19 protein-coding genes and 1 pseudogene are annotated in these 23829 nt (G+C 50.3%); 15 read left to right on the top strand and 5 right to left on the bottom strand.

Annotation, left to right across the window (positions count from 1 at the left end):
- Positions 1-140 precede the first annotated feature (140 nt).
- The 4 genes from MA2_RS00590 (at position 141) to MA2_RS00605 (ending at position 3934) form a co-directional block, all read left to right on the top strand.
- Complete coding sequence (locus MA2_RS00590) at positions 141-1271, top strand: sulfate ABC transporter substrate-binding protein (RefSeq protein ID WP_067054888.1); 1131 nt, start codon at positions 141-143, stop codon at positions 1269-1271.
- Positions 1272-1416: 145 nt separating this feature from the next.
- The gene (gene cysT, locus MA2_RS00595; protein WP_067055389.1) at positions 1417-2223 is read left to right on the top strand and encodes a sulfate ABC transporter permease subunit CysT; all 807 of its coding nucleotides are present in this window, start codon (positions 1417-1419) and stop codon (positions 2221-2223) included.
- Complete coding sequence (cysW, locus tag MA2_RS00600; protein ID WP_079351991.1) at positions 2223-3197, top strand: sulfate ABC transporter permease subunit CysW; 975 nt, start codon at positions 2223-2225, stop codon at positions 3195-3197. Before cysT ends, cysW begins: the two co-directional genes overlap by 1 nt.
- Positions 3194-3934, top strand: a complete 741-nt coding sequence (locus tag MA2_RS00605; protein WP_079351980.1) for a sulfate/molybdate ABC transporter ATP-binding protein — start codon at positions 3194-3196, stop codon at positions 3932-3934. Before cysW ends, MA2_RS00605 begins: the two co-directional genes overlap by 4 nt.
- A 364-nt stretch (positions 3935-4298) precedes the next feature.
- On the opposite strand, the pseudogene csrA reads toward MA2_RS00605, so the two are convergent.
- The 3 genes and pseudogenes from csrA to rlmKL all read right to left on the bottom strand — a co-directional run.
- Positions 4299-4470 (bottom strand): annotated as a pseudogene (gene csrA, locus MA2_RS11365) (carbon storage regulator CsrA); the annotation flags it as partial.
- Between the two features lie 334 nt (positions 4471-4804).
- Complete coding sequence (locus MA2_RS00615; protein WP_067054891.1) at positions 4805-6088, bottom strand: aspartate kinase; 1284 nt, start codon at positions 6086-6088, stop codon at positions 4805-4807.
- A 184-nt stretch (positions 6089-6272) separates the two neighbouring features.
- On the bottom strand, positions 6273-8564 hold the full coding sequence (gene rlmKL, locus MA2_RS00620; protein WP_067054894.1) for a bifunctional 23S rRNA (guanine(2069)-N(7))-methyltransferase RlmK/23S rRNA (guanine(2445)-N(2))-methyltransferase RlmL: 2292 nt from the start codon (positions 8562-8564) through the stop codon (positions 6273-6275).
- Positions 8565-8895: 331 nt separating this feature from the next.
- Between rlmKL and pheA the strand changes: the two genes are divergently transcribed.
- From pheA to MA2_RS00660, 8 genes are all read left to right on the top strand, one after another.
- The gene (pheA, locus tag MA2_RS00625; RefSeq protein WP_067054897.1) at positions 8896-10035 is read left to right on the top strand and encodes a prephenate dehydratase; all 1140 of its coding nucleotides are present in this window, start codon (positions 8896-8898) and stop codon (positions 10033-10035) included.
- A 107-nt stretch (positions 10036-10142) separates the two neighbouring features.
- Positions 10143-10682: a DUF924 family protein gene (locus MA2_RS00630; protein WP_211269839.1), complete on the top strand. Its 540-nt coding sequence runs from the start codon at positions 10143-10145 to the stop codon at positions 10680-10682.
- A 109-nt stretch (positions 10683-10791) separates the two neighbouring features.
- Positions 10792-11943, top strand: coding sequence for a histidinol-phosphate transaminase (hisC, locus tag MA2_RS00635; RefSeq protein WP_079351979.1), 1152 nt, complete (start codon positions 10792-10794; stop codon positions 11941-11943).
- A 42-nt stretch (positions 11944-11985) separates the two neighbouring features.
- Positions 11986-14241 (top strand): bifunctional prephenate dehydrogenase/3-phosphoshikimate 1-carboxyvinyltransferase, encoded by a 2256-nt coding sequence (locus MA2_RS00640; protein WP_067054903.1) that lies wholly within the window; start codon positions 11986-11988, stop codon positions 14239-14241.
- Between the two features lie 338 nt (positions 14242-14579).
- Positions 14580-15683, top strand: a complete 1104-nt coding sequence (locus MA2_RS00645) for an RNA-guided endonuclease InsQ/TnpB family protein (protein WP_067054906.1) — start codon at positions 14580-14582, stop codon at positions 15681-15683.
- 78 nt (positions 15684-15761) lie between these two features.
- Positions 15762-16700, top strand: a complete 939-nt coding sequence (gene rarD, locus MA2_RS00650; protein WP_067054909.1) for an EamA family transporter RarD — start codon at positions 15762-15764, stop codon at positions 16698-16700.
- Positions 16701-16731: 31 nt separating this feature from the next.
- Positions 16732-17115 carry a dihydroneopterin aldolase gene (folB, locus tag MA2_RS00655; protein ID WP_067054912.1) on the top strand — a complete coding sequence of 128 codons (384 nt, stop codon included), beginning with the start codon at positions 16732-16734 and terminating at the stop codon, positions 17113-17115.
- A gap of 3 nt (positions 17116-17118) precedes the next feature.
- Positions 17119-17643, top strand: coding sequence for a 2-amino-4-hydroxy-6-hydroxymethyldihydropteridine diphosphokinase (locus MA2_RS00660; RefSeq protein WP_079352285.1), 525 nt, complete (start codon positions 17119-17121; stop codon positions 17641-17643).
- An 18-nt stretch (positions 17644-17661) separates the two neighbouring features.
- Here MA2_RS00660 and MA2_RS11500 read toward each other — a convergent pair whose 3' ends face one another.
- The gene (locus tag MA2_RS11500; RefSeq protein WP_067054918.1) at positions 17662-19389 is read right to left on the bottom strand and encodes a sigma-54-dependent transcriptional regulator; all 1728 of its coding nucleotides are present in this window, start codon (positions 19387-19389) and stop codon (positions 17662-17664) included.
- A gap of 377 nt (positions 19390-19766) precedes the next feature.
- On the opposite strand from MA2_RS11500, the gene yejB reads away from it, so the two are divergent.
- From yejB to MA2_RS00680, 3 genes are read left to right on the top strand one after another with little or no spacing between them, the layout of a single operon-like run.
- The gene (yejB, locus tag MA2_RS00670) at positions 19767-20816 is read left to right on the top strand and encodes a microcin C ABC transporter permease YejB (RefSeq protein ID WP_067054921.1); all 1050 of its coding nucleotides are present in this window, start codon (positions 19767-19769) and stop codon (positions 20814-20816) included.
- 25 nt (positions 20817-20841) lie between these two features.
- Positions 20842-21864: an ABC transporter permease gene (locus MA2_RS00675; RefSeq protein WP_067054925.1), complete on the top strand. Its 1023-nt coding sequence runs from the start codon at positions 20842-20844 to the stop codon at positions 21862-21864.
- Between the two features lie 16 nt (positions 21865-21880).
- Positions 21881-22570: an MOSC domain-containing protein gene (locus MA2_RS00680; RefSeq protein WP_067054928.1), complete on the top strand. Its 690-nt coding sequence runs from the start codon at positions 21881-21883 to the stop codon at positions 22568-22570.
- A gap of 15 nt (positions 22571-22585) precedes the next feature.
- Here MA2_RS00680 and MA2_RS00685 read toward each other — a convergent pair whose 3' ends face one another.
- Positions 22586-23800 (bottom strand): TerD family protein, encoded by a 1215-nt coding sequence (locus tag MA2_RS00685; protein WP_067054931.1) that lies wholly within the window; start codon positions 23798-23800, stop codon positions 22586-22588.
- Positions 23801-23829 lie beyond the last annotated feature (29 nt).

The raw sequence follows: 23829 nt of genomic DNA on the forward strand, positions 1-23829 counted from the left end.
TAAATATGCCGTTTAGTCATAACAATGCGGTAATTTATCATAGCCAAATGGTGATGAACCTTGTTAAAATAGCGCGCTTGATTGCTACGCATTTGTGCTCAAGCATGAATGCCAAACGTGATGTAGATTAAGGGGTTGTTATGCCAAACGCAGTATTGTCGTTTCACAAATTTGTCCAATCTAACACGGCCAAATGGTCGACAATCGGTGTTGTGACCTTGGCTGCGGCGATTGGCTGTGCGCGCGCGCCCACCCAACAGGCGGACAACAGCAACGCGCAAACAAACACGGCAGCTGCCACAGGCGATATCAAATTGCTCAACGTATCATACGATGTGGCACGCGATTTTTATAAAGACTATAACCCCAAATTTGTCCAAGAATACGCCCAAACTCACAACGGCGCAAAAATCGACATTCAGCAGTCACACGGTGGTTCAAGCAAACAGGCGTTGGCAGTGGCCAATGGTTTGCAAGCCGATGTTGTCAGCATGAACCAAGGCTCAGATATCGAGCTACTGGTTAAAAAAGGCTTGGTTGCCGATGATTGGCAGCAGCAATTTCCCAACCACGCCGTACCATATACCAGTGCGGTGGTGTTTTTGGTGCGTCAAGGCAATCCCAAACACATTCAAGATTGGACAGATTTGACCAAATCAGGCGTACAGATCGTCTTGGCAAATCCCAAAACCACAGGCAACGGCCGTTATGCGTTTTTGGGTGCGTATGGCTACGGTTTGCATCAATTTAACAACGACGATGCCAAAGCACAAAACTTTGTTAAGCAGCTATTAAAAAATGTACCTGTTTATGAAAACGGCGGACGCGCGGCTACCACCACATTCTTGCAACGTCAAATCGGTGATGTTTTGGTGACGTTTGAAAACGAAGCCAACCTTGCCAGCAAGCAATTTGGGCAGGGACAAGTTGAAATTGTATATCCAAGTTACACTGTAGCAGCAGAAAACCCCGTTGCCATCGTCAAAACCGTGACCGATAAAAAAGGCACGACTGAGGCGGCAAAAGCGTATTTGGATTATCTATGGAGTGAGCCTGCTCAGCAGTTGGCGGCAGATTTGTACTTGCGCCCAAGCGATGCCAATGTGTTGGCAAAAAATGCCGACAAATTGCCCACGCTCAACACCTTTAGCCCAAACGCTGTATTTGGCAGTTGGGATGACATCATGGGCAAATACTTTAAAGACGGCGGCGTGTTTGACCAGCTAGCCGACCCAAACAGCACCACAACACCTGCTGATACCAAAAAATAATTTGGCTTTAATTTTATATTTCATCAACAAAAGGTAAGTTCCACGTATGGCAAGTCCGCCTCACGCCCGCGATAACGCGCCGCCCACGACGGCTAAGCCGCGTGTGGATGCTAAGACGCTACTCAACAATAAAAAACGCCACATCATGCCGTTTTTTAATCTTAGTTTGGGCATCAGTGTGTTGGCGTTGTCGCTGCTGGTGCTGTTGCCGTTTGTTGCCATGGTGCTGACAGCGGCAGATGGCGGATTGGCAGGTTTTTGGCAGACCATCACCGAACCGCGTGTGCAAGCTGCGATTGGTCTAACGCTCAAGGTATCGTTACTGGCGACGCTGACCAATTTGGTATTCGGCACGTTGGTGGCATGGGTATTGGTGCGTTATAACTTTGTTGGCAAATCGCTGCTCAACGCCTTGGTGGATTTACCGTTTGCTTTGCCGACGGCGGTGATGGGCATTTCGTTAGCAACGCTATACGCACCCAATGGTTTACTTGGGCGTTGGTTTGCCCCGTTTGGAATCAAAATTGCGTTTACCCCGATTGGCATTTGGCTGGCATTGGTGGTGGTGAGTTTGCCGTTTGTTGTACGCGCGGTGCAGCCTGTGTTGGCAGAGTTGTCGGTAGAATATGAAGAAGCCGCTGCGGTGTTGGGCGCAAATCGTTTAACAACCGTGCGCCGTGTGGTACTGCCCGAGTTGTACCCAGCGCTGCTGATGGGGGCAGGCATGATGTTTGCCCGTGCCACAGGCGAGTATGGCTCGGTGATTTTTATTGCCGGTAATTTACCGATGAAGTCAGAGATTTTACCGCTGATTATCATTGGTAAATTAGAAAGCTTTGATGTCACGGGCGCGGCAGCGGTGGCGTTGTTTATGTTGTTGATTTCATTTGTGATTTTATTTACCATCAATGCCGCGCAATGGTGGCTAACGCGACGTGGCGGGGGCGTGTGATGATAGGCGGACAAGACTACCCGTATCAAAACGCGCCTGCAACCAAAGAACCTGCGTGGCTGCGCTGGCTGCTGATTGGCATTGCGGTGCTGTTTATGACGGTTATGCTGGTGATTCCACTGGCGGCGGTGTTTTATGAGGCACTTAAAGGCGGTTGGCAGCTGTACCTTGCTGCATTGACTGACAGCGAAGCCTTGGCGGCAATTCGTTTGACTTTATTGACTGCGGCGATTGTGGTGCCGATCAATACAGTGATCGGTATTGCATTGGCATGGCTTTTGACGCGGTTTGATTTTCGCGGTAAACAGTTTTTGACCACATTACTGGATTTGCCGTTTTCGGTATCGCCTGTGGTGGCAGGTTTGATGTTTGTGTCACTTTTGGGCGCGAACACATGGCTGGGTGGGTGGCTGGAGTACTTTGGTTTTCAGGTGATTTTTGCCATTCCAGGCATTGTACTAGCAACACTGTTTGTTACGTTTCCGTTTGTGGCGCGTGAGGTTATTCCGCTGATGCAGTCGCAAGGCGCGAGTGAAGAGCAGGCGGCTTTGACGCTTGGTGCGTCAGGTTGGCAGATGTTTTGGCGCGTGACTTTGCCAAACATCAAGTGGGCGCTGTTGTACGGTATTATTTTGACCAATGCGCGTGCGATGGGCGAGTTTGGCGCGGTCAGTGTGGTGTCGGGGCATATTCGCGGCGAAACCAATACCATGCCACTGTTGGTTGAAATCGCCTACAACGAATACAACATGGTGGCGGCATTTGCCTTGTCTAGCTTGCTTGCACTGTTGGCATTGGTTACGCTGAGTATTCAGCAAATTTTAACACGCTATCAAGCCAATAAGCAATCTAACGAGACAGTACAAAACGAGACGGTACAAGAGGATATCAATTTTCAGCCGTTGCCGACCGCGCCCAGTGAATACCCTAAGCACGCGCAAGACCCATCAAACAAGGATAACCCCACGCCATGAGCATTGAAATTCGTGATGTCAGCAAGCAGTTTGGGCAATTTACCGCCTTGCATCCGTTGAACTTGACCGTGCCGACGGGCAAACTGACCTCGTTGCTTGGTCCTTCAGGCTGTGGCAAAACCACGCTGCTACGTATCATTGCAGGGCTAGAGCTTGCCGATACGGGGCGGATTTTGTTTGATGGTGTAGATGTCACTGATGTGCCTGTGCAAAAGCGTCATATCGGTTTTATGTTTCAGCAATACGCGCTGTTTCGCCATATGACCGTACAGGACAACATCGCGTTTGGCTTAACGGTGATGCCAAAAAACCAGCGCCCAAGCAAAGCGGAGATTGACAAAAAAGTCAACCATCTGCTTGAGCTTGTGCAGCTACCACAGACCGCCAATAAATATCCGCATCAGCTCTCGGGCGGGCAGCGACAGCGGATTGCTTTGGCACGCGCATTGGCGGTTGAACCCAAGTTACTATTGCTTGATGAGCCGTTTGGCGCGCTAGATGCCAAAGTGCGTAAGTCGTTGCGCGGTTGGCTGCGTGCTATTCATCATGAGTTGGGCATTACCAGTATTTTGGTCACCCATGACCAAGACGAAGCGGCAGAATTGTCCGATGAAATCGTGGTGATGAATCACGGTGAGATCGTGCAAGTCGGCGATTATCAGCAGCTGATTCGTAACCCTGCCAATGCATTTGTTGCTGACTTTTTGCAAGAGGCACAAATCGAATACATGATTTAAGCCAGTAAATTTTAAACCAGTATTAAAAATGATTGTCAACAAAAAGCCGCTGATACGCCAAAAATATCAGCGGCTGTTACTTTACAAATTTTAACGATTATAAAAATCGTCATCAAATGGGTTAAAATTTGGATTAAAGTTGCCTTGGTTGCCAACGCGTTGATTTTCCAAATGGTTTAAGTCGCCATTACCATGTGGGGTATGGGGCACGCTGCGCTCACGGTGATCATAACCTGTTTGGTCATCAAAGCGTGAATAACTGCCTTGATAGCCTCGCTCGGCTGCAGGATATAACCGCGATCATTGTGGTGGCGGTCGTGGTAGCTGCGCTCATAGCCGTTGTCATAGGTGCCATCACCTTCAAAGCCTGTGCGCTCATGCAAAATGCGTTGATAAATCTCTTCACGGTGTACGGCAATGTCCTTGGGCGCATTAACACCCAAACGTACTTGATTGCCTTTGACACCCAATACGGTGACGCTGACTTCATCACCAATCATCAAGGTTTCGCCGACTCGGCGGGTCAAAATTAACATGCGTCACGCTCCTTATGTCGCCTTACTAGCAGACTTGCTGCTGCGGTGACTGACGCATTTGTTAATGCGCCTTATCATTATTTACCAAAAATTAGCCAACGTGGCACGGTTGCCATATGCCATACTGTTGCGATTGCCCATATCGCACAACATATAGTAAGGGTGTATCACGACCATCATTGGCTGTACTGACAAGCAGTATAAAACAATCCACCGCCAAAACCAACTGAGGTTGGCATTTGGCGGTGGCAATGGCACAGTTTTAAAGCGGTCTTAAAAAAGCTGCGCGCCTTTAGCCCTTTAATCGGGGCATCTTGCTAAATTACAAGGCGGATTATAAGCCTGCAACCTTGCTTTCACCATCATTACGGTCAAGCCCGAATGCGGTATGCAATGCCTTGACAGCTTTTTCAAGCTGCTGCTCTTGGATAACCACCGAGATTTTGATTTCGCTGGTTGAAATCATCTGAATATTGATGTTGTTTTCTGCCAACGTTTGGAACATTTGGCTTGCTACACCTGCGTGTGAGCGCATACCAACACCCACCAGTGATACTTTAACCACTTTGTTATCACCAACAATTTCTTTGCCACCGATTTCTGCCAAGTGCTCCTGCAAAATCTGCATGGCTTTGTCATAATCGCCACGATTGACGGTAAAGCTAAAGTCCGTTGAGCCATTGCTTGACAAGTTTTGCAAAATCATGTCAATTTCGATGTTGGCTTGGCTGACAGGGCTGATAATCGCTGAGGCGATCCCAGGGCGGTCGGCAACACCGCGCACAACGATTTTGGCTTCGTCACGGTTAAACGCAATCCCTGAGATAATCGGCTGTTCCATCGTGTCTCCCTCGTCGGTGGTGATCAGTGTGCCCACCGTTTGTCTGAATGTGTCATCAAAGCTGCCGTCCACGTCTTCGTCAAAACTTGACAGCACGCGCAGCGGTACTTGGTATTTACCTGCAAATTCTACCGCACGAATTTGTAAGACCTTTGAGCCAAGGCTTGCCATCTCTAGCATTTCTTCAAAGGTGATTTTTGCCAGTTTTTTGGCTTTTGGCGTGACGCGTGGATCGGTGGTATATACGCCATCGACATCAGTATAGATTTGGCATTCATCCGCCGACAACGCCGCCGCCAGTGCCACACCTGTGGTGTCTGAGCCGCCACGCCCTAGGGTATTGATGTCGCCGTGGTCATCAATACCCTGAAAACCTGCTACCACAACCACCATGTTTGCGTCCAGCGCGCTGCGGATTTGGCTATCATCGATGTGTTGAATACGCGCCTTGGTGTGGCTGCTATCGGTGCGAATCGCCACCTGTCCGCCTGTCATTGACTTGGCATTGACGCCCAAGTCTTTAAGTGCCATTGCCAACAGCGCAATCGATACTTGCTCGCCCGTTGAAACCATCTGGTCGTATTCGCGCGGGTCGGGCTTTGCGCTGACTTGTTTGGCAAGGTCAATCAAGCGGTTGGTTTCACCGCTCATCGCCGATACCACCACCACAATTTGGTGCCCGTGGTCGTGCCAACGTTTGACGCGCTGCGCAACGTTTTTGATGCGCTCCACGCTACCCATCGACGTGCCGCCGTATTTTTGCACGATTAACGCCATAGCTCCCCCAATCTTAAGACCTTGCTAAAAACCGTGTGCTAAACAGCACAAATATGCCAAAGAGCACAGAAAAGTGCACATTGTAGCACCGCACGCGCGCGGCTAAAAGCTATTTGGCGGTATTTTTGCAGCAAAGTGCATGCAAAAAAGTTAAGCCTGTGCCAACCGCCGTTTATCAGTCGGCTTAACGTGCAGGTTTGTGGCGCAATGCCCACGCGCGATGAATCGGGCGTTTGGCATCAAAATCAAAGCCAATCGTGCGGTGGGTCAGATCTTCAACGGCGTAGCGCGCGCTTAATGTATCATCGAGGGTAAATTTGCTAAAGTTATTGGAAAAATACACCACACCATCGGCACTAAGGCGGTTCATCGCACGGTTGATTAACGCTGCGTGGTCACGTTGTACATCAAACGTGCCTTTAAATTTTTTGGAGTTTGAAAACGTTGGCGGATCAATAAAAATCACGTCGTATTGTTCGCTGTGGTTTTTGAGCCAGTCAAACACATCGGCGGCGATAAACTGATATGCCGCGTTTTCGGCTAAACCGTTTAGGGCAAAATTTTTGCGCCCCCAATCCAAATAATTTTGCGATAAATCCACGCTGAGCACTTGCTTAGCACCGCCTAGTGCCGCGTGTACGCTTGCGCTTGCGGTATAGGCAAACAGGTTAAGCACACGTTTGCCGCGCGCGCTGTTGGCAATTAGTTGACGCATCGGGCGGTGGTCAAGGAACAACCCTGTGTCCAAATAATCGCTAAAATTGACCAAAAAATATGCCGTTTGTCCGCCACTGCTAGGCTCATTGACAACAAAAAACTTGCCTGTGTTGTTCTTTTTGTCGTACTGCTCATTGCCCGATTGGCGTGCGCGCGTTTTGATAAACGTCTGCTCACGGTTTACGCCCAATACCTCGCGAATGCCAACCAACGCCAAATTAAAGCGTTTTTTGGCAACCTCGGCATCAATGGACTTAGGCGCGGCGTATTCTTGCACGTGGACAAAATTACCGTACACATCAACAGCAACTTTAAAATCGGGCAAATCCGCGTCATAAATGCGTAAGTTGGTTACGTCTTGTTTGAGCGCGTTTTTTTTGAGATTGGCTAAATTTTTTTGTAAGCGGTTAACAAAGTCTTGCCCACCTTCTAGGGTAACCTCGTGCTTTTGGTAGCCTTCGATAATGCTGGGCGCAGGCTGGGTATTGAGCTGCCCTGAGCGAAAATACACAGTCAAAGCACCGTTGTGGCAACGCATGGTTTGCGGGTCAAGCAGCGGCAGGGTATCGGCGTGTTCTACCTTGCCTGCCAACACGCCCACCGTAACAGGGTGGGTATCTGCGGCAAAAATCTGCTGCAAACGCTTGCCAAAACCTTGATATAGCGGCTTGATCAGCGGCTCATCACCAAGGCGTTCGCCATACGGTGGGTTGGTGATGACAAGCGGCTGTTGCCAGTCAGTCGGGCGGCGGTCATTGCTTGCGGCGGCATCAAGCGCGCGCGGTAGGCTTGCTAATGCGCGCTGCTGCAAGGTGATTTGTGGCAACAACGCGCCAAGCCCTGCTGCCATCAAGTTTTTGTGGGTTGCCTTGATGGCTTGCGCATCAGCATCTAGTCCAACCACACAAAAACGTCCTGCTGCCAAGTCCTCGCGCACACGCGCCAAGCCATCGCCAAAACGCTGACTTGCAGCATTGACCAACTGCTGCCACAGTGCGCCATCATGTGCTTGCCATGCATAAAAACCAAACTGCCGCTCGGCTTTGTCCAGCCCAACGGCGTAATCGGCACGCATCAGCAATGCCTCAATCAGCAATGTACCCGAACCACACATCGGGTCAATCAGCGCATCATACGCTGTTTGGTGAAAATCGACAGCATACAGCAGCGCGGCGGCAAGGTTTTCTTTAAGCGGTGCATCGGTCATCGCCGCACGGTAGCCACGGCGGTGCAAACTGGTACCCGACAAATCCAACGCCAACTCGGCGGATTTTTCACCCACTTGCGCAACAATGGCAAAATCAGGCTGCTTATCGACATTTGGGCGGCTGCCAAAGCGCGCATTAAACTGGTCGGCAATCGCATCTTTGATGCGCAACATGGCAAACTGCTGATTGGCAGTAACGCGCTTATCCAATGACAAACGAATGGCAAAAGTTTGCTCAACGCCAAACCATGCAGACCAATCCACCGTGCTGGCAAACTGATACAACTGTTCGGCAATATCGCCTGCTTGCAGCGGCGTTTGCGCCAACGGCAACAGCACGCGTGAGGCAACGCGCGACCACAAACACACACGGTAAATATCGGCAAGGGTCAAATCGGCGTGTAGCCGTCCTGTGCGCTCAACCGTTGCAGCGATATCAAGGCTGGCAAGCTCACGCATCAAAGGCTGCTCAAGCCCATCGGCACATGTGATGATAATTTGCCAACGTTCGGTGGTGGAATGCGGCGGGTTAGAGGTGGCGGTATCGGTCATAACATTCGCTTAGCGGCTGCTGTTGGGAGGTTAAATTAATTAAATAACCAAAGCGTTAGATAAAAGATGGCGATTATAACATTTATCAAGCACTTGCGTAGATTAAATTGGCGCTTTAAACCGCGTGATGTTGGTGGTATGCAGTTATAGCGTTTTGATGCGCGATATTTTAAACACTTAAAAATGCGCACAAGCCTAAAAAATTCGCACAAGCCTAAATAGTGTGCTAGTATTCGACTTTATTAACATCAACATTAACATCAACGATTGCATAGTTTTTCAGCCAAGTGTAAATTTTCCAATCTTAAAACTGACAACATTTCATCAAACCATGAGCCAAGCCGACACCAACACCCAACAAACCGACCAACAAAATACCCAAGCATCGTCGCCACAAGATTTAGCCGAGCTGCGCCAACAGATTGACGCGGTTGATGCCCAAATTCAAACGTTGATTAATCACCGTGCGCGCCTTGCCATTGACGTGGCAAGCATCAAAAAACAAAGCGATGAATCGCCCGTTTTTTATCGCCCTGAGCGTGAGGCGCAGGTGCTAAGCAACGTCATGATACGCAACACTGGTCCTTTACCTGCCGATAAAATGGCGCGGCTATTTCGTGAAATCATGTCGGCATGCCTTGATTTAGAAGCGCCACAAAAAATCGCTTATCTAGGGCCTGCTGGCACGTTTACCCATGCTGCCGCGCTCAAGCATTTTGGTAAGGCTGCCACCACCATGCCATTGGCAACGATTAGCGATGTGTTTCGCGAGGTTGAATCGGGCGCGGCGATGTATGGCGTGGTGCCTGTTGAAAATTCATCTGAAGGCGTGGTCAATCACACATTAGACGGGTTTTTGACCTCAGAATTACACATCATCGGCGAGGTGGAGTTGCCGATTCATCACCAGTTTTTGGTGGCTGAGCACACCAAGGTGGCAGGGCTGTCTAAGATTTATGCCCATCAGCAAGCGTTGGCGCAATGTCGGCAGTGGCTTGATACGCATTATCCAAACGTTGAGCGTGTAGCATTGTCAAGCAATGGCGAGGCGGCAAGACGGCTTAAAAGTGAATGGCACTCTGCCGCGATTGCAGGCGATGTTGCCGCCAGTGAATACGGGCTGCACAAGTTGTATGAAAATATCGAGGACAACCCTGCCAACACCACACGGTTTTTGATCATCGGGCGTGAACGTGTCGCGCCATCGGGGCAGGATAAAACCTCGATTTTGGTGTCTGCCAAAGACCAGGCAGGCGCACTGATTCAGATTTTGCAGCCACTTGCCAAGCACGGTGTGTCGATGACCAGTATCGAGACGCGCCCTGAGCGTCCAAACAAGTGGGCGTATGTGTTTTTTATTGACATGCTAGGGCATATTGAGGATACGGCATTGCAAGCGGCGTTGGATGAAATTCGCCCCAATGTCAAAGATTTACGCGTGCTGGGTTCATACCCCAAAGCGGTGCTTTAACCAAAACTGCGTGGTAAATGTACCCAACCAAAACGCTTGATGAACAAGGCTAAACAATGCCAGCGACCACACACTTTAATGGGCAAATTGACAGACAAGATGGTCAAATTGGTGCGCAACATGTTTTGCGGTTTTGGTTTGACCCCACCACCAAGCCGCTGTGGTTTGCCAAAGATGCGGATTTTGATGCACGTCTGACCGCGCAGTTTTTGCCAACCTTGCAAGCGGCAAAACGTGGTGAGCTGTACGCGTGGCGCACAACCTTGCACGGGCGTTTGGCGGAAATCATCGTGCTGGATCAGTTTTCGCGCAATATCTATCGCGATACGCCGCAAGCCTTTGCCCAAGATGGTATGGCACTGGTTTTGGCGCAGGCATTGGTCGGGCAGGCGGATTTTGCCCTGCTTGAGCAAGCAGCGCGTAATTTTGCCTTGATGCCATTTATGCACGCTGAGTCGTTGATGATTCATGACGCAGCAGAGCCGTTGTTTTGCCGATATGCCGATGACACAACGCAAGAATACGAGCGCAAGCACCGTGCGATCATTGCGTGTTTTGGGCGTTATCCGCACCGCAATGCTGTGTTGGGGCGTACCTCAAGCGCGGCGGAGTTGGCATTTTTGCAGCAGCCTGATTCGTCATTTTGATGGTAGGTATTGTGCTTGCCAGCTGTACGTGCCCAGCTGTACGTGCAATGTGTTTAGTTTGTCTAGGTGTTAAATTTGTTTAGTTTTGACTGTACAAGACAAGGTTTTTATGTCAGCCGCTCGCTCAGATTTGTCTTATTTTGATTTGCCCCCATCGGACGCGCCCCACCTACAAGGTTTAGATGCGTTGCAGGTGTATGAGGCAGATGTCACACGTGAGGATATCATCCGCGAGTACGGCGTGCAGGCGGACGATATCGTCAAGTTATCAAGCAATGAAAACCCGTTGGGTTGTTCGCCACATGTGACGTTGGCGGTGGCATTGCAGCTTGGTGCGTTATCGCGCTATCCTGATGGGGCAGGCGTGACCTTGCGCCAGTATTTGGGCGATTTTCATGGGGTGAGCGCCGATTGTGTGACGTTGGCAAACGGTGCGCAAGATTTGTTGGCGTTGTTGGCGGCGGCAACGCTGAGTACAGCTGATGGCAAAAATCAAAACGCGCGCATGGTGTACGCGCAATATGCGTTGTCAGACTATCAGTTGGCCAGTCTCAATGTGACACAGCAAGCGGTGTGTGTACCTGCGCAGCAATACGGGCATGACCTTGCCGCGATGGCAGAGGTGATCAACGCCACGCCCGAGTGTCGTTTGGTGTTGCTTGCCAATCCCAACAACCCAACAGGTACGCTACTGACCGCCGAGGCGATTGCCAAGTTTGTCGCGCGTGTGCCATCATCGGTGTTGGTGGTGATTGATGAAGCGTATATCGAATTTACGCCCAAACAAACCAGTGTGCGCTTGACACAAACTTTTGATAACGTGGTGATTTTACGTACATTTTCAAAAGCGTATGGGCTGGCAGGTTTAAAAGTTGGCTATGCAATCAGCTCGCCTGTGCTGGCTGAGTTACTTAAGCTGTCGCGCCAAGCGATGGGCGCAAACGTGTTGGCATTGGCAGCGGCGCAAGCGGCATTGGCAGACCAAACGTTTTTGACAGATTATTTGGCGTTTAATGCTGAGCAGCGGCAAGCGTTGTATAAAGGTTTGGATAGTTTGGGCATTGAGTTTGTGCCATCGGTGGCAAATTTTGTCATGGTCAATGTTGGTGATGGGCAAACGGTGTATCAAGCGTTGCTTGAACAAGGCATCGTTGTGCGCGTGCTTAGTGGCTATGGTCTAGACGCGTGGATTCGCGTTAGTGTCGGGCTGCCTGAGGAAAACAACCGCTTTTTGGATACCTTGGCGCAAGTGCTGGCGTAAGTTGTAAAATTTTAATGTAGTTGGGTAGTACAATTGGCTGTTATGTTTGCAAAAACCTGTATCATCGGTCTGGGGTTGATGGGGGCAAGCGTCGCCCAAGCTATGCGCGAGCGCGGTTTAAGCCAACAAATTGTTGCGTTTGATACCTATGCCGATACCTTGAGCATGGCGCAAGAGTTGGGCGTGATCGACGCAGGTTTTGCCAAACTTGCCCAAGCAGTGGCAGGCTGTGATTGTGTGGTGGTCGCTACACCTGTTGGTGCAATCGCTGATGTTTTAGATACCTTAGCGCAGGCATTGGCAGCAGGTAGGTTGCCCGATGATTGTGTGATCACCGATGTTGGTAGTACCAAAGCAGGCGTGGTGGCAGCGGCACAAGCGATACGCGTGGCACATGGCATTGGTTTTGGACAGTTTGTGCCTGCCCATCCCATTGCAGGCGCAGAAAAATCAGGTTTACTGGCGCGCAATGGGCAGCTGTTTGTTCACCATCAAGTCATTGTTTGCCCAACACCGTTTAGCCAAGCGGCAGCAGTGGCGAAAATTACCGCGTTGTGGCAGGCACTTGGCGCACAGGTGAGCGTGATGGACGCTACGCGCCATGACGCGGTACTGGCGCATACCAGCCATTTACCGCACCTGTTGGCGTTTGCACTGGTCAATCAGCTTGCCGCGCACGATGACAATTTGGATATTTTTCGTTATGCCGCAGGCGGTTTTCGTGATTTTAGCCGCATTGCCGCCAGCGACCCCATCATGTGGCGCGACATTTTTTTTGCCAATAAAACCGCGCTATTGGCAGGCATTGAGGACTATGAAACCCAGCTTGCCCGCTTAAAACAACAGCTTTTGACCGAAGATAGCACCGCGCTGCTGGCGGATTTATGCGCTGCCCGCCATGCCCGTCGCCATTTTGGACATATGCTTGCCAGTGCACAACATAGGAATGACCCAACCATGAGCCAACCGACCCAACGTTATTGCATTGCACCTGCTGATAGTTTTATTGGCACTTACACTGTGGCAGGGGATAAATCGATTTCGCACCGTGCTATTATGTTTGGCTCACTGGCAGTCGGTACCACAACGGTGACGGGGTTTTTAGAAGGTGAAGACGCGCTGGCAACCTTGCAAGCGTTTGTTGAAATGGGTGTCAATATCACCCGTGAGGGCGATAAAGTTACTATCGAAGGCGTTGGTATGCATGGCTTAAAAGCTCCCATCAAGCCGCTTGATATGGGCAATTCGGGCACCAGTACGCGCTTATTGGCAGGGATTTTGGCAGCGCAAGCATTTGACAGTGTGTTGATTGGCGATGCCAGTTTGTCCAAACGCCCGATGGAGCGCGTGGCAAAACCATTGCGCCAAATGGGTGCAAGCCTGCAAACCACAGGCGAAAAAGGCACGCCTCCGATCAGTATCACAGGTGCTAAGACGCTGCATGGTATTGACTATGCCATGCCAATGGCGTCAGCGCAAGTTAAGTCATGCTTGCTGTTGGCAGGTTTGTACGCCGAAGGCAGCACCACGGTCAGTGAGCCTGAAATCACGCGTGACCATACCGAGCGGATGTTGCGTGCGTTTGGCTATCCTGTTGAGCAAGATGGCAATCGCATCACTGTGCACGGTGGCGGCACATTGACGGCGTGCGATTTGGCTGTACCTGCCGATATTTCAAGTGCGGCGTTTTTTATGGTAGCAGCGAGCATTGCGCCACACGGTGACGTGACGTTGTCGCATGTGGGGATCAACCCAACGCGTACAGGTGTAATTGATATTTTGCGCCTGATGGGTGCTGATATCCGCCTAAGCAATACGCGCGATGTGGGCGGCGAGCCTGTCGCGGACATTGTGGTCAAATCCGCGCCGCTACATGGGATTGAGATTCCGCTGCACTTGGTACCCTTAGCGATTGATGAATTTCCTGTGTTGTTTATCGCCGCAAGCTGTGCCGAAGGCGAAACCGTATTGCGCGGCGCAGCAGAACTGCGCGTCAAAGAATCTGACCGTATCGCGGTGATGGCAGATGGCTTGCAGACGCTTGGTGTGGATTGCACGGTACTAGAAGATGGCATCCGTATCACGGGCAAAGGTGCGGCGCGGTATGTATTTGGCGGCGGGGCGATTAACAGCCACCACGATCACCGCATTGCCATGAGCTTTGCCGTTGCCAGCTTGCGCGCATCAGACACCATCACAATACACGGCACCGAAACGGTCAATACCAGCTTTCCAAATTTTGCCCAGTTGGTCAGCCGCGCAGGGCTCAAGCTAGACGTTGAGCAAGACGATGTTTAGCCTATTTGGCAACAGTGTGTTTGCTAAAAGTTAAACCTCTAAAAGCTAAACCCCTAAAAGCTAAACCCCTAAAAGCTAAACCCCTAAAAGCTAAACCCCTAAAAGCTAAGCCCCTAAAAGCTAAGCCTTTACAAGTAAAACCTCTGGTGCGCTCAATCATCTAATTGGTTTGTGTTCGCCAATGCTGCTGATTGGCATTTAAGGTTTAGCCAAATATATTTGGCAAAAGCGTATTATCATCCGTTGCCGTAAAACCACCGACTTTAGGCGGAGGATATAAGGCAACTCCGAAACCATGCTTACACACAGAAACTTATTAAATATGTTAAACTAACCCCATGAAAACCCTCAAGCTACGCATAAAAGACAAACACACAGACCAACTAAACCGCCTAAGCGGTTCGGTCAATTTCGTGTGGAACTATGTGAATGACTTGAGTTTTAAATACCTACAACGTACTGGTAAATTCTTTTCCGCCTACGACCTAAACGAATACACCAAAGGTAGCGGTGAACTGCTAGGCTTGCACTCTCAAACCATACAAGCCATTAACGAAACTCACGCCAAATCGCGACGCCAATTCAAAAAGGCTAAACTTAACTGGCGAACCAACAACCCAAACTCAAAGCGTAAAAGCCTAGGTTGGATTCCATTTAAGCAATCCGCGATTAAGCATATCGCTACCCACCAAACAGGCAAGAAAGGCTTAAAATCAACCCTACAGCTTAGTTTAGCCAAAGGACAAAAGCTCATCATCGACCTATGGGACAGCTACAATCTTAGCCTATATCAAATAAACACCTGCGAAATCGTCCAAGACAGCCGTAACCGTTGGTATGCCTGTATCACCGTTAAAGACTACCCAAAACAGCAATGTGGTACAGGTAGTATCGGCATAGACTTAGGCTTAAAAGACAGTGCCACCGCCTCAAACGGCGATAAACTACAAATCAAGCAAACACAGGCATGGGCTAAAAAACTGGGCGTCGCTCAAAGAGCCAAAAACAAACAGCGTGTCAAAGCAATCCATGCAAAAATCAAAAACACACGCCAAGACCTCATCCACAAATTCACCACAGGGCTAGTTAAAAACAATGCCTTAATCGTGGTCGGTGATATTAAAACCACCCAATTTAGCTGTAAAAAAGGCAAACTAGCCAAAAGCGTATATGACGCAGGTTGGTTTGAACTCAAACGGCAACTGACCTATAAATGCGAGAACGCAGGTTGCCGTTTTGCAATCGTGAATGAGAAATACACTACCCAAACTTGTTCGTGCTGTGGCGATATATCCAGTAGTCCGAAAGGTAGAGCAGGTTTGCGAATAAGAGAATGGGCTTGTGCTAAGTGTGGCACACGGCATGATAGAGATATTAACGCCAGTAAGAACATTCTTGCGGTCGGGCTTGACCGTCTTGTAGAAGGAATCCCCTCACTTTAGGGAGGGGAGGAAGTCAATAGCCAAAAACGTATTACCAAAACCTACTACCAAAAACGTTGTTGTAAAGTTGTTGTAAACATGTCCGCGTCACCCACTAACGACCCTACCGAATCGCCCCGTCAACCTACTATAGCGACATCTAGTGTCGTTACTACACCACGCGGTGTTACCACGGCGTTGGGGGCGTATACGTTGTGGGGATTTTTTCCACTGTATTTTAAGCAGCTTGCCGATTATGATGCGGTTGAAATTATCGGTCATCGGGTGATTTGGTCGTTTGTGTTTGTGCTGTTGTTGCTTGTCGTTCGGCGGCATTGGCAATGGCTTGGGGTGGTGCGCCGTGAGCCAAAATGGCTGTTGTATACGTTGATATCGGGCACGATTATCGCAACCAACTGGCTGACGTATGTTTGGGCGGTCAATCACAATCACATGCTTGAGGCAAGTTTGGGCTATTTTATCAGCCCGTTGGCAGGCGTGCTGTTGGCACTGGTGGTGCTACAGGAGCGGCTGCGTCCGCTGCAATGGCTGGCGATTGGCCTAGCGCTGGTCGGTGTCGGCGTACAATTGGTGTTACTGGGCAAATTGCCGTGGGTGACGCTATTATTGGCGGCGACGTTTTCGGTGTATGGACTGATGCACCGCCGTACGCCATTAGACGCGCTGTCGGCGATGTTTATCGAAACCGCGCTGTTGGTACCTGCATGTGTGGTATGGTTTTGGCAAGCGGATGTTGCCAGTAGTCACGTGGCGTTTTGGTTGTCGCCCAGTATTTGGCTGCTGATGTTGGCAGGGCCGATTACCCTAATTCCGCTGTTGATGTATAACAAATCAACCAAAATGGTGGCGTTTAGTTTGTTGAGTTTTTTAAATTACTTGTCGCCAACGATTGTATTTTTGCTTGCGGTGTTGGTCTATCATGAAGCCTTTGACAGCAGTCGGTTGATTACGTTTGGCTGTATTTGGCTGGGGCTAATATTTTTTAGTTATGACTTGTTTAAACAGCGCAAACATTAAACCTATTAAAAGATCAAGGATAGCATAACGCATGAAGCAGCAAGCAGCCGACGCGGTAGATGTGGTGTTTATTCACGGCTTACAGGTGGATGCCGTGATTGGCGTGTACGAATGGGAGCAACAAATTACCCAACCGCTGATTTTTGACATTGAGATGGCGGCAGACCAACGGCAGGCAGCAGCAAATGATGATATCGCGGCGGCGATCAATTATAAAACCGTCAGCGAGCGCGTGACACAAGTCTGTCGTGAGCAGCAAGTGGCATTGATTGAACGCTTGGCGCAACTGGTTGCAGAGATGATTTTGGCAGAATTTGCGCCCGATCGCGTGACGGTGACGCTGTATAAGCCAACGGCAGTCAAAGAGGCGCGTCATGTTGGCGTCAAAATCACGCGTTGGCAAACGGACAAGTAAACCATGATAGCGGTTATCTTGCCCGATCATAAGGTGAACGGTGCGGTGTTGTCACTGGCAAGCAACGTCGCGCCTGCAGTTCACCTAGCTGCGTGTCGGCAAACGCTTGCTGGTATGGGTACGCTCACGCTAAGCGCGATCCATCAAAACGCCTGTCAGTTGGCAGATGAATACCCACAGGTACAGGTTGCGCCGTACCATAATCAAATTGCGGTGGTTGCATTCAATGGCACGATGGCGTACGCCACGCTATGGCAACTGACCAAACAGCTTGAGCGTGATAATGGCAGGCAGACGTGCACCAAGCCAAATGTGACCTTGGATGTTGATATTTTGGCGGTACGTACGCCAACGCCAAGCAGCGCGCTAGCGGCAGCCTTGCCTGATGCGCCTGTTGAAGTTGTGATCCCGCGCGGTGATTGGCAATTGTTGGCGCGGCGGCTACCTTTGCCCAGTTATGACAAGGCAGGGCTTGCCAGTTTGCCAATGCCTTGGGCGCATACGCTACAAGCGTTGTTTGATGTTTAGATTGATCTATTGAGTAAATCAATCATCGTCGCCATCGCTTTCTAAACCCAGTTTTTTCATCCGATAGCGCAGCGAGCGAAACGACATATTGAGCAATTTGGCGGCTTGAGTTTTGTTGCCACTGCTTTGGTTTAAGGCGGCAATAATCAGCTGTCGCTCTTGTTGTAGCAAATACGCCTCTAAGCCTTCACTTGGAAGACCATCATCGGTAAGCGGCACACCAGACAAGCCGGCAAATACACCGGTTGGCTCATCGGTTTGATGCGCTTGTTGCCCCAGTTGTGATGGTGCAGGATCGTCATGTGCATTTTGCAAAGTGGGCGCAGGGGAGGTGGGTAATACCGTGCCAGCCGCCAGCGTATTGGGCGTTAATTGAATGGTTGGATTAAACGCGGTTTGCTGATAACGCGTGCTAACGGTAGCTTGTGGGCTTGGCTTGCTATCTGTTGGTGTAGGTGTAGCGGGCGGTGCGGTAGACAATTGGCTGTCTGCAAGCTGCTGGTTTGTATCTTGCTTATCTATAGTGTGCTGACTTGTATTGTGCTGGTTTGGGTGATCGTCCGTATCTTGACTGGCTGCCGCTTCCATCGGCGTTAACTGCAAGTGCGTTACGTCAATCACCGCGCTGTCGGCAAGTGTCACCGCACGCTCCAAAATGTTGCGCAATTCACGTACGTTGCCCAAATAGCGGTGGTTGAGTAACGCGCGTTTTGCCGCATCGGTCAGTACAGGCTGGGTGTCAAGTTGCCAATCGGTGTAGATTTGTGCCAAAAAATGCGTTGCCAACAGTAAAATATCATCAGTGCGTTGATTTAGGCTTGGCAAACGCACTTCAATGACGTGAATTCGGTAATACAAATCTTGCCGAAATTCACCTGCCTCGACCAACCTAGCGAGGTTTTTGTGGGTGGCAGATAACAGGCGGATGTCAACCGCGACTTCTTGTGTGCCACCGATGGGGCGCACCTTTTTTTCTTGAATGGCGCGCAGTAGCTTGACCTGCATGGCAAGCGGCAAATCGGCCACTTCATCCAAAAACAACGTACCGCCGTTGGCTTGCTGAAACAGACCATCTTTGTCTGTGGTTGCGCCCGTGAAGCTGCCTTTTTTATGCCCAAAAAATTCGCTTTCCATCAATTCGGCAGGAATCGCGCCGCAATTGACAGCCACAAAACTGGCTTGGCTGCGCGGGCTGAGCTCATGAATCAGCCGCGCGACGACTTCTTTGCCCGTGCCTGATTCGCCCCACAAAAACACGGGTGCTTGGCTGCGGGCCAGTTTTTGGATGGTGTTTTTTAGCTGTAAGATGGCGGCAGATTGTCCAATCAATTTGCCTGCAAACAAATCGGGTGGTGCGCTGGCGGTGGTTTGGGCGTTGGCATCAGCGGCAGCTTTGAGTGCGTTTTCAACCAACTGACGCAGGCGCGGTAGCTCAAGCGGTTTATTGACAAAATCAAACGCGCCAAGTTTTAATGCTTCAATCGCCAAATCCATGTTGCCATGCGCGGTGATGACCGCAACAGGGGTGTTGGGGTGATGCTGGCTAATCTGCTTGACAAGATCAAGCCCCGAGCCATCAGGTAGGCGCAAATCGGTGAGACAAAAATCAAACGTCTGTTCGGCAAGTAGGCTGTTGGCGGTGGCAAGGTCATAGGCAATGCGTGCGTCGATGTCCATGCGTTTGAGGGTCATTTGCATTAGCCGACACAAATCCACCTCATCATCTACAATCAATGCCACTGCCATACCGACCTCGTGCTACAACTTACCTTGTGCCAAATTTTCGCCTGTCATCGTTATCAGATGGGCAAAATGCGCCAAAATGTTACTGGTTTTTTAGCTTATTTTAGCATAGGGTGACAAAAATTGTCAGTTTGCTTATCCGCCCAAAATTGCCGATGATGCCTTTAAATGATACCTTTAAATGATACCTTTAAATAATACCTTTAAAAAAATACAGTCCTTAAAAACAGGCTCACAAACAAGTGTGGGAAAATGAAAATTTAGCCAAATTGAGCCAAAGCGGCTGATCAAAACACCTGTGACAAGCCGATGCACACAAGCCTTTTAAGCCGCTTTAAAAACCTGTTACAATGCAGATTTTAGCCCCGTGACGTGTGCTTATGCTAAGCTATATCATCAAGCGATTGCTGCTCATCATGCCAACGTTGTTTTTGATTTTGCTGACCAATTTTGTCATCGTGCAAGCTGCGCCTGGCGGACCCGTTGAGCAAAAAATTGCCCAAGTTGAGGATGCGCAAAAAACGGGTGCAACGCAAACCCAGCTGGCTACCACAACGTATCAAGGCAGCCGTGGGCTGTCGCCGCAGATGGTGGAGGCTATCAAGGCACAATATGGTTTTGATAAACCTGCGCCTGAACGCTTTTGGCAGATGTTGCGCCAGTACGTGCAGTTAGATTTTGGTGAATCATTTTTTAAGGGGCAACCTGTTACTAGCTTAATTTGGCAAAAGTTGCCCGTATCGATCTCACTGGGGCTTTGGTCTACGCTGCTGATTTACGCCGTGTCTGTGCCACTGGGGATTTATAAAGCCGTGCACCACCAAGGCAGTGTTGATAAACTCTCTGCGCTGCTGCTAGCGGTGGGTTATGCTGTGCCTGTGTTTGTACTGGCGGTGGTGCTATTGGTGTTGTTTGCTGGCGGCAGTTTTTGGCAGGTGTTTCCGCTGCAAGGCTTGCACGCTGAAAACGCCGATCAGTTGCCGCTGATGGCACGGATCAAGGATTATATTTGGCATTTGGTGTTGCCGCTGACGGCAAGCACGGTGGGTGGTTTTGCGGGGCTGACGTATTTGACCAAGTTTAGTTTTTTAGAAGAGCTTGGCAAGCCGTATGTTTTGACCGCGCGTAGCAAGGGAATCAGTGAGCGGCAGGTGCTGTACGGGCATGTGTTTGCCAATGCCATGCTGATTATGATTGCAGGGTTGCCTGCGGCGATTGTCGGTATGTTTTTTGGTAGCAATTTTTTGGTTGAGGTGATTTTTAATCTCGATGGGCTGGGGCGGCTTGGGTTTGAGGCGATTGTGCAGCGCGATTATCCTGTGATTTTTGGCACGTTGTTTATTTTTACCTTGCTTGGACTGGTGTTGCAGCTTGTCAGCGATGTTATGTATCAGCTGATTGATCCACGCATTGATTTTGACGGTCAGTAGTTTTGATAAGACAAGGATAACAAGCGTGCGCCGACTTTCACCGATTTGGCAACAACGATTGGTACGACTGCGGCGTAACCGCGTCGGTTGGGTGTCGCTGTGGCTGTTTGGGCTGATTTTTGCGGTGTGTTTGGGGGCGAATTTGCTGGCAAATGATCAGCCGCTGTGGGTCAAATACGAGGGACGGTATTATTTTCCTGTGGTTAAGACTTATCCTGAAACCACGTTTGGCGGTGTGTTTGAGACCGCGACCAACTACCAAGACCCTGCTGTGCAAGCGTTGATTAACGCGCACGGGTACTTGCAAATGCCGCCGATACCTTATGCTGACCAAACGCCTGCGGTGACACGCCTTGAGCCGTACCCTGCGCCGCCAAATGCAAAAAACTGGCTAGGTACCGACGACCAAGGGCGCGATGTGTTGGCGCGCGTGCTGTATGGGCTGCGCGTATCGTTGCTGTTTGGGCTGGCATTGACGCTGGCAGGGTCGCTGATTGGCATTGCTATCGGTGCGGTGCAAGGCTACTATGGCGGTAAGGTGGATTTGTTTGGGCAGCGGCTGCTTGAGGTGTGGGGCGGTTTGCCGCAGCTGTTTATGATTATGATTTTGGTGAGCTTGTTTCGCCCAAGCGTGTATTGGCTATTTGCTTTGATGTTGTTGTTTGGTTGGCAGGCGTTGGTGGGGCTGGTACGGGCTGAGTTTTTGCGCGCGCGTAACTTTGATTATGTACTGGCAGCGCGGGCATTGGGTGCGTCGGATTATGCTATTATGCGCCGCCATATTTTGCCCAATGCTATGTCATCAAGTCTATCGCAGCTACCGTTTATTTTAACCGCCAACATCACCGCACTGACGACGCTGGATTATTTGGGCTATGGCTTGCCTGCAGGGTCGCCATCATTGGGTGAGCTGATTTTGCAGGGCAAAAATAACCTTGACGCGCCGTGGTTGGCGTTGGCAGGGTTTTTTAGTTTAACGGTGGTGTTGTCATTGCTGATTTTCATTGGTGAGGCATTGCGCGATGCATTCGACCCACGCGCACGATAAAATTTAAGGCGAAACAATGAGCGATAACCAAAATTTACCGCGCTTGATTGGAATGTTAAGTGACGTACGCGCAGGCAAGGCGGATTATTTTGCCCGTGATAAGCTCAGCGCGATTAACAAATACCCCGTGCAAGGCGCGGTGGCGGTGAATTATCTGGGCTTAGTCACCGATGAGCAAGCCGATCGCAGACATCACGGCGGTCACCTCAAAGCCGTGCACCAAATGCCTGTGACGACGTATGCCAAAATCAACGCGGCGTTTGGTATGGATGTTGCCATCGGTACGTTGGGCGAAAATTTGACCGTCACCACGCCTGATGTGCCGATGCAAGAATGCAATGTGTGCATCGGCGATGTGTATCGCTTTGGTGAGGATGACGCAAGCAGCGTCAAATTGCGTGTTGTGCAGCCGCGTCGCCCTTGTTTTAAAATCAATGACCAGCTGGGGCGTTATGGGATGGCGTCGTTTATCAGCCAGCAGGGCATAGCAGGGTGGTATTTTCAGGTGGTGCAAGATGGCAAATTGTCGGCAGGTCTGCCCGTGTATCTGGTCGCGCGTCCGTATGCGTTTGCCGATTTGGCGACGCTATGGCAGCTTGCCAACCAAACGGGTAAGCTGCCTGCCGATGTCGTCGAGCGTTGGCTGGCGATTGATTGCCTAGAGGGCAGTTGGAAGGCAATGTTGGCCAAAAAATGCGCGCAATAGGTGCTCAGCAAGCCATTATTTTGCCGCGCGTACCAAGTGCTCGCTGACCGCGTGCTCAAGCGAGACTTTTTTGCTGATTTTAAGTGGCAAATTCTCCTCACGAAACCGCCAGCTATCGGCCGAACGGCTTAGGGTTGCTAGCCACAACGCGCGGCAGCCATCAGGCAGACGCGTCAAATCAACGGTGGCAATCTCGTTGCCTTCATCGTCGGCAAGCTGACAGCGGCCGCTGTGCGCTTGTGACAGTCCATAATCGCCATAACTTGACACCACAAACACCAGCTGAAACACGGCAGGCGCGATGCGTGGCAGCAAAATTGCCATGCGCTCTTGGTGGCTACCATGATCGGGGATGAGGTTTTTGCGCTCATCGGCTTTGAGTGTGTCATCTAGCCGTGGATCGGGCTGTGGTGGCGTGTCGCCTAATAGTTCATCGCCCAAATAGCGCACCGCCTCAGCTTGATCGCGCACATTTTTAAACCACACGCGCTCAAGCACTTCGCCATAGCGGTTACACAATAAGCATAATAAATCCAAATCCACCGTTTGCGTGCTGTGTTTTAAGCCAAAAAACTTGGATTGGCTAATATCGGTGCGTTGCCATTCGGCAGTCAAAATCCACTGCTTAAGCGCGACACCCATGTGCTCAATCAACCGACCGCGCGCATCGGCAATCTTTTGTGGGTCGCCAAGCACGCGTTGGTGGCTGTTTGCCAAAATACTGGCATCGGTGATGGCGTCAGCTTTGGGCGTTTTTACCAAGTGTTCATGCGCACCAAGCCCATCACCGATAAACGCGCTGGCTGGCTGGCTTGGGATATAGCTGGTATGCGTTGGCGTGTCAGTCGGTGTGGGGGTAAGTCGTTCGGTGCTTAGCGGCTCGGCAAGCGCATTGTGTAGCACAGGCCCAGACAACGGCTGACTGGCAGGCAAGGCGCTTGGTTTAACGGGCGTGGCAAAGGTGGTATCATCGCGCAAATCGCTGTACACGATATCAGGCGGGGTAGGGGTAGCAGGGATAAATGATGGCGTGACGGTCGGCGCAGGCGTGCTGTCAGGCTCGGTTTTGGGTTTTGAGGTTTTGACCAAAGTTTCGCCTTCGGTGATCGCTTGTGTTTTTGCCTGTAGCGGATCTGGCTGATTGACGTGACTTGGTTGGTCTTGGTTTAAATTTTCGTCGCTTAACTCTTTGTCGTTTGCGTCTTTTGTGTGTCGGTCGTTTGCGTTCATCGTCTATGCTCTATTTGTTAAAAAATTTT

The organism is Moraxella atlantae NBRC 14588 (assembly GCF_001591265.1).
Taxonomy (GTDB): Bacteria; Pseudomonadota; Gammaproteobacteria; order Pseudomonadales; family Moraxellaceae; genus Faucicola; species Faucicola atlantae.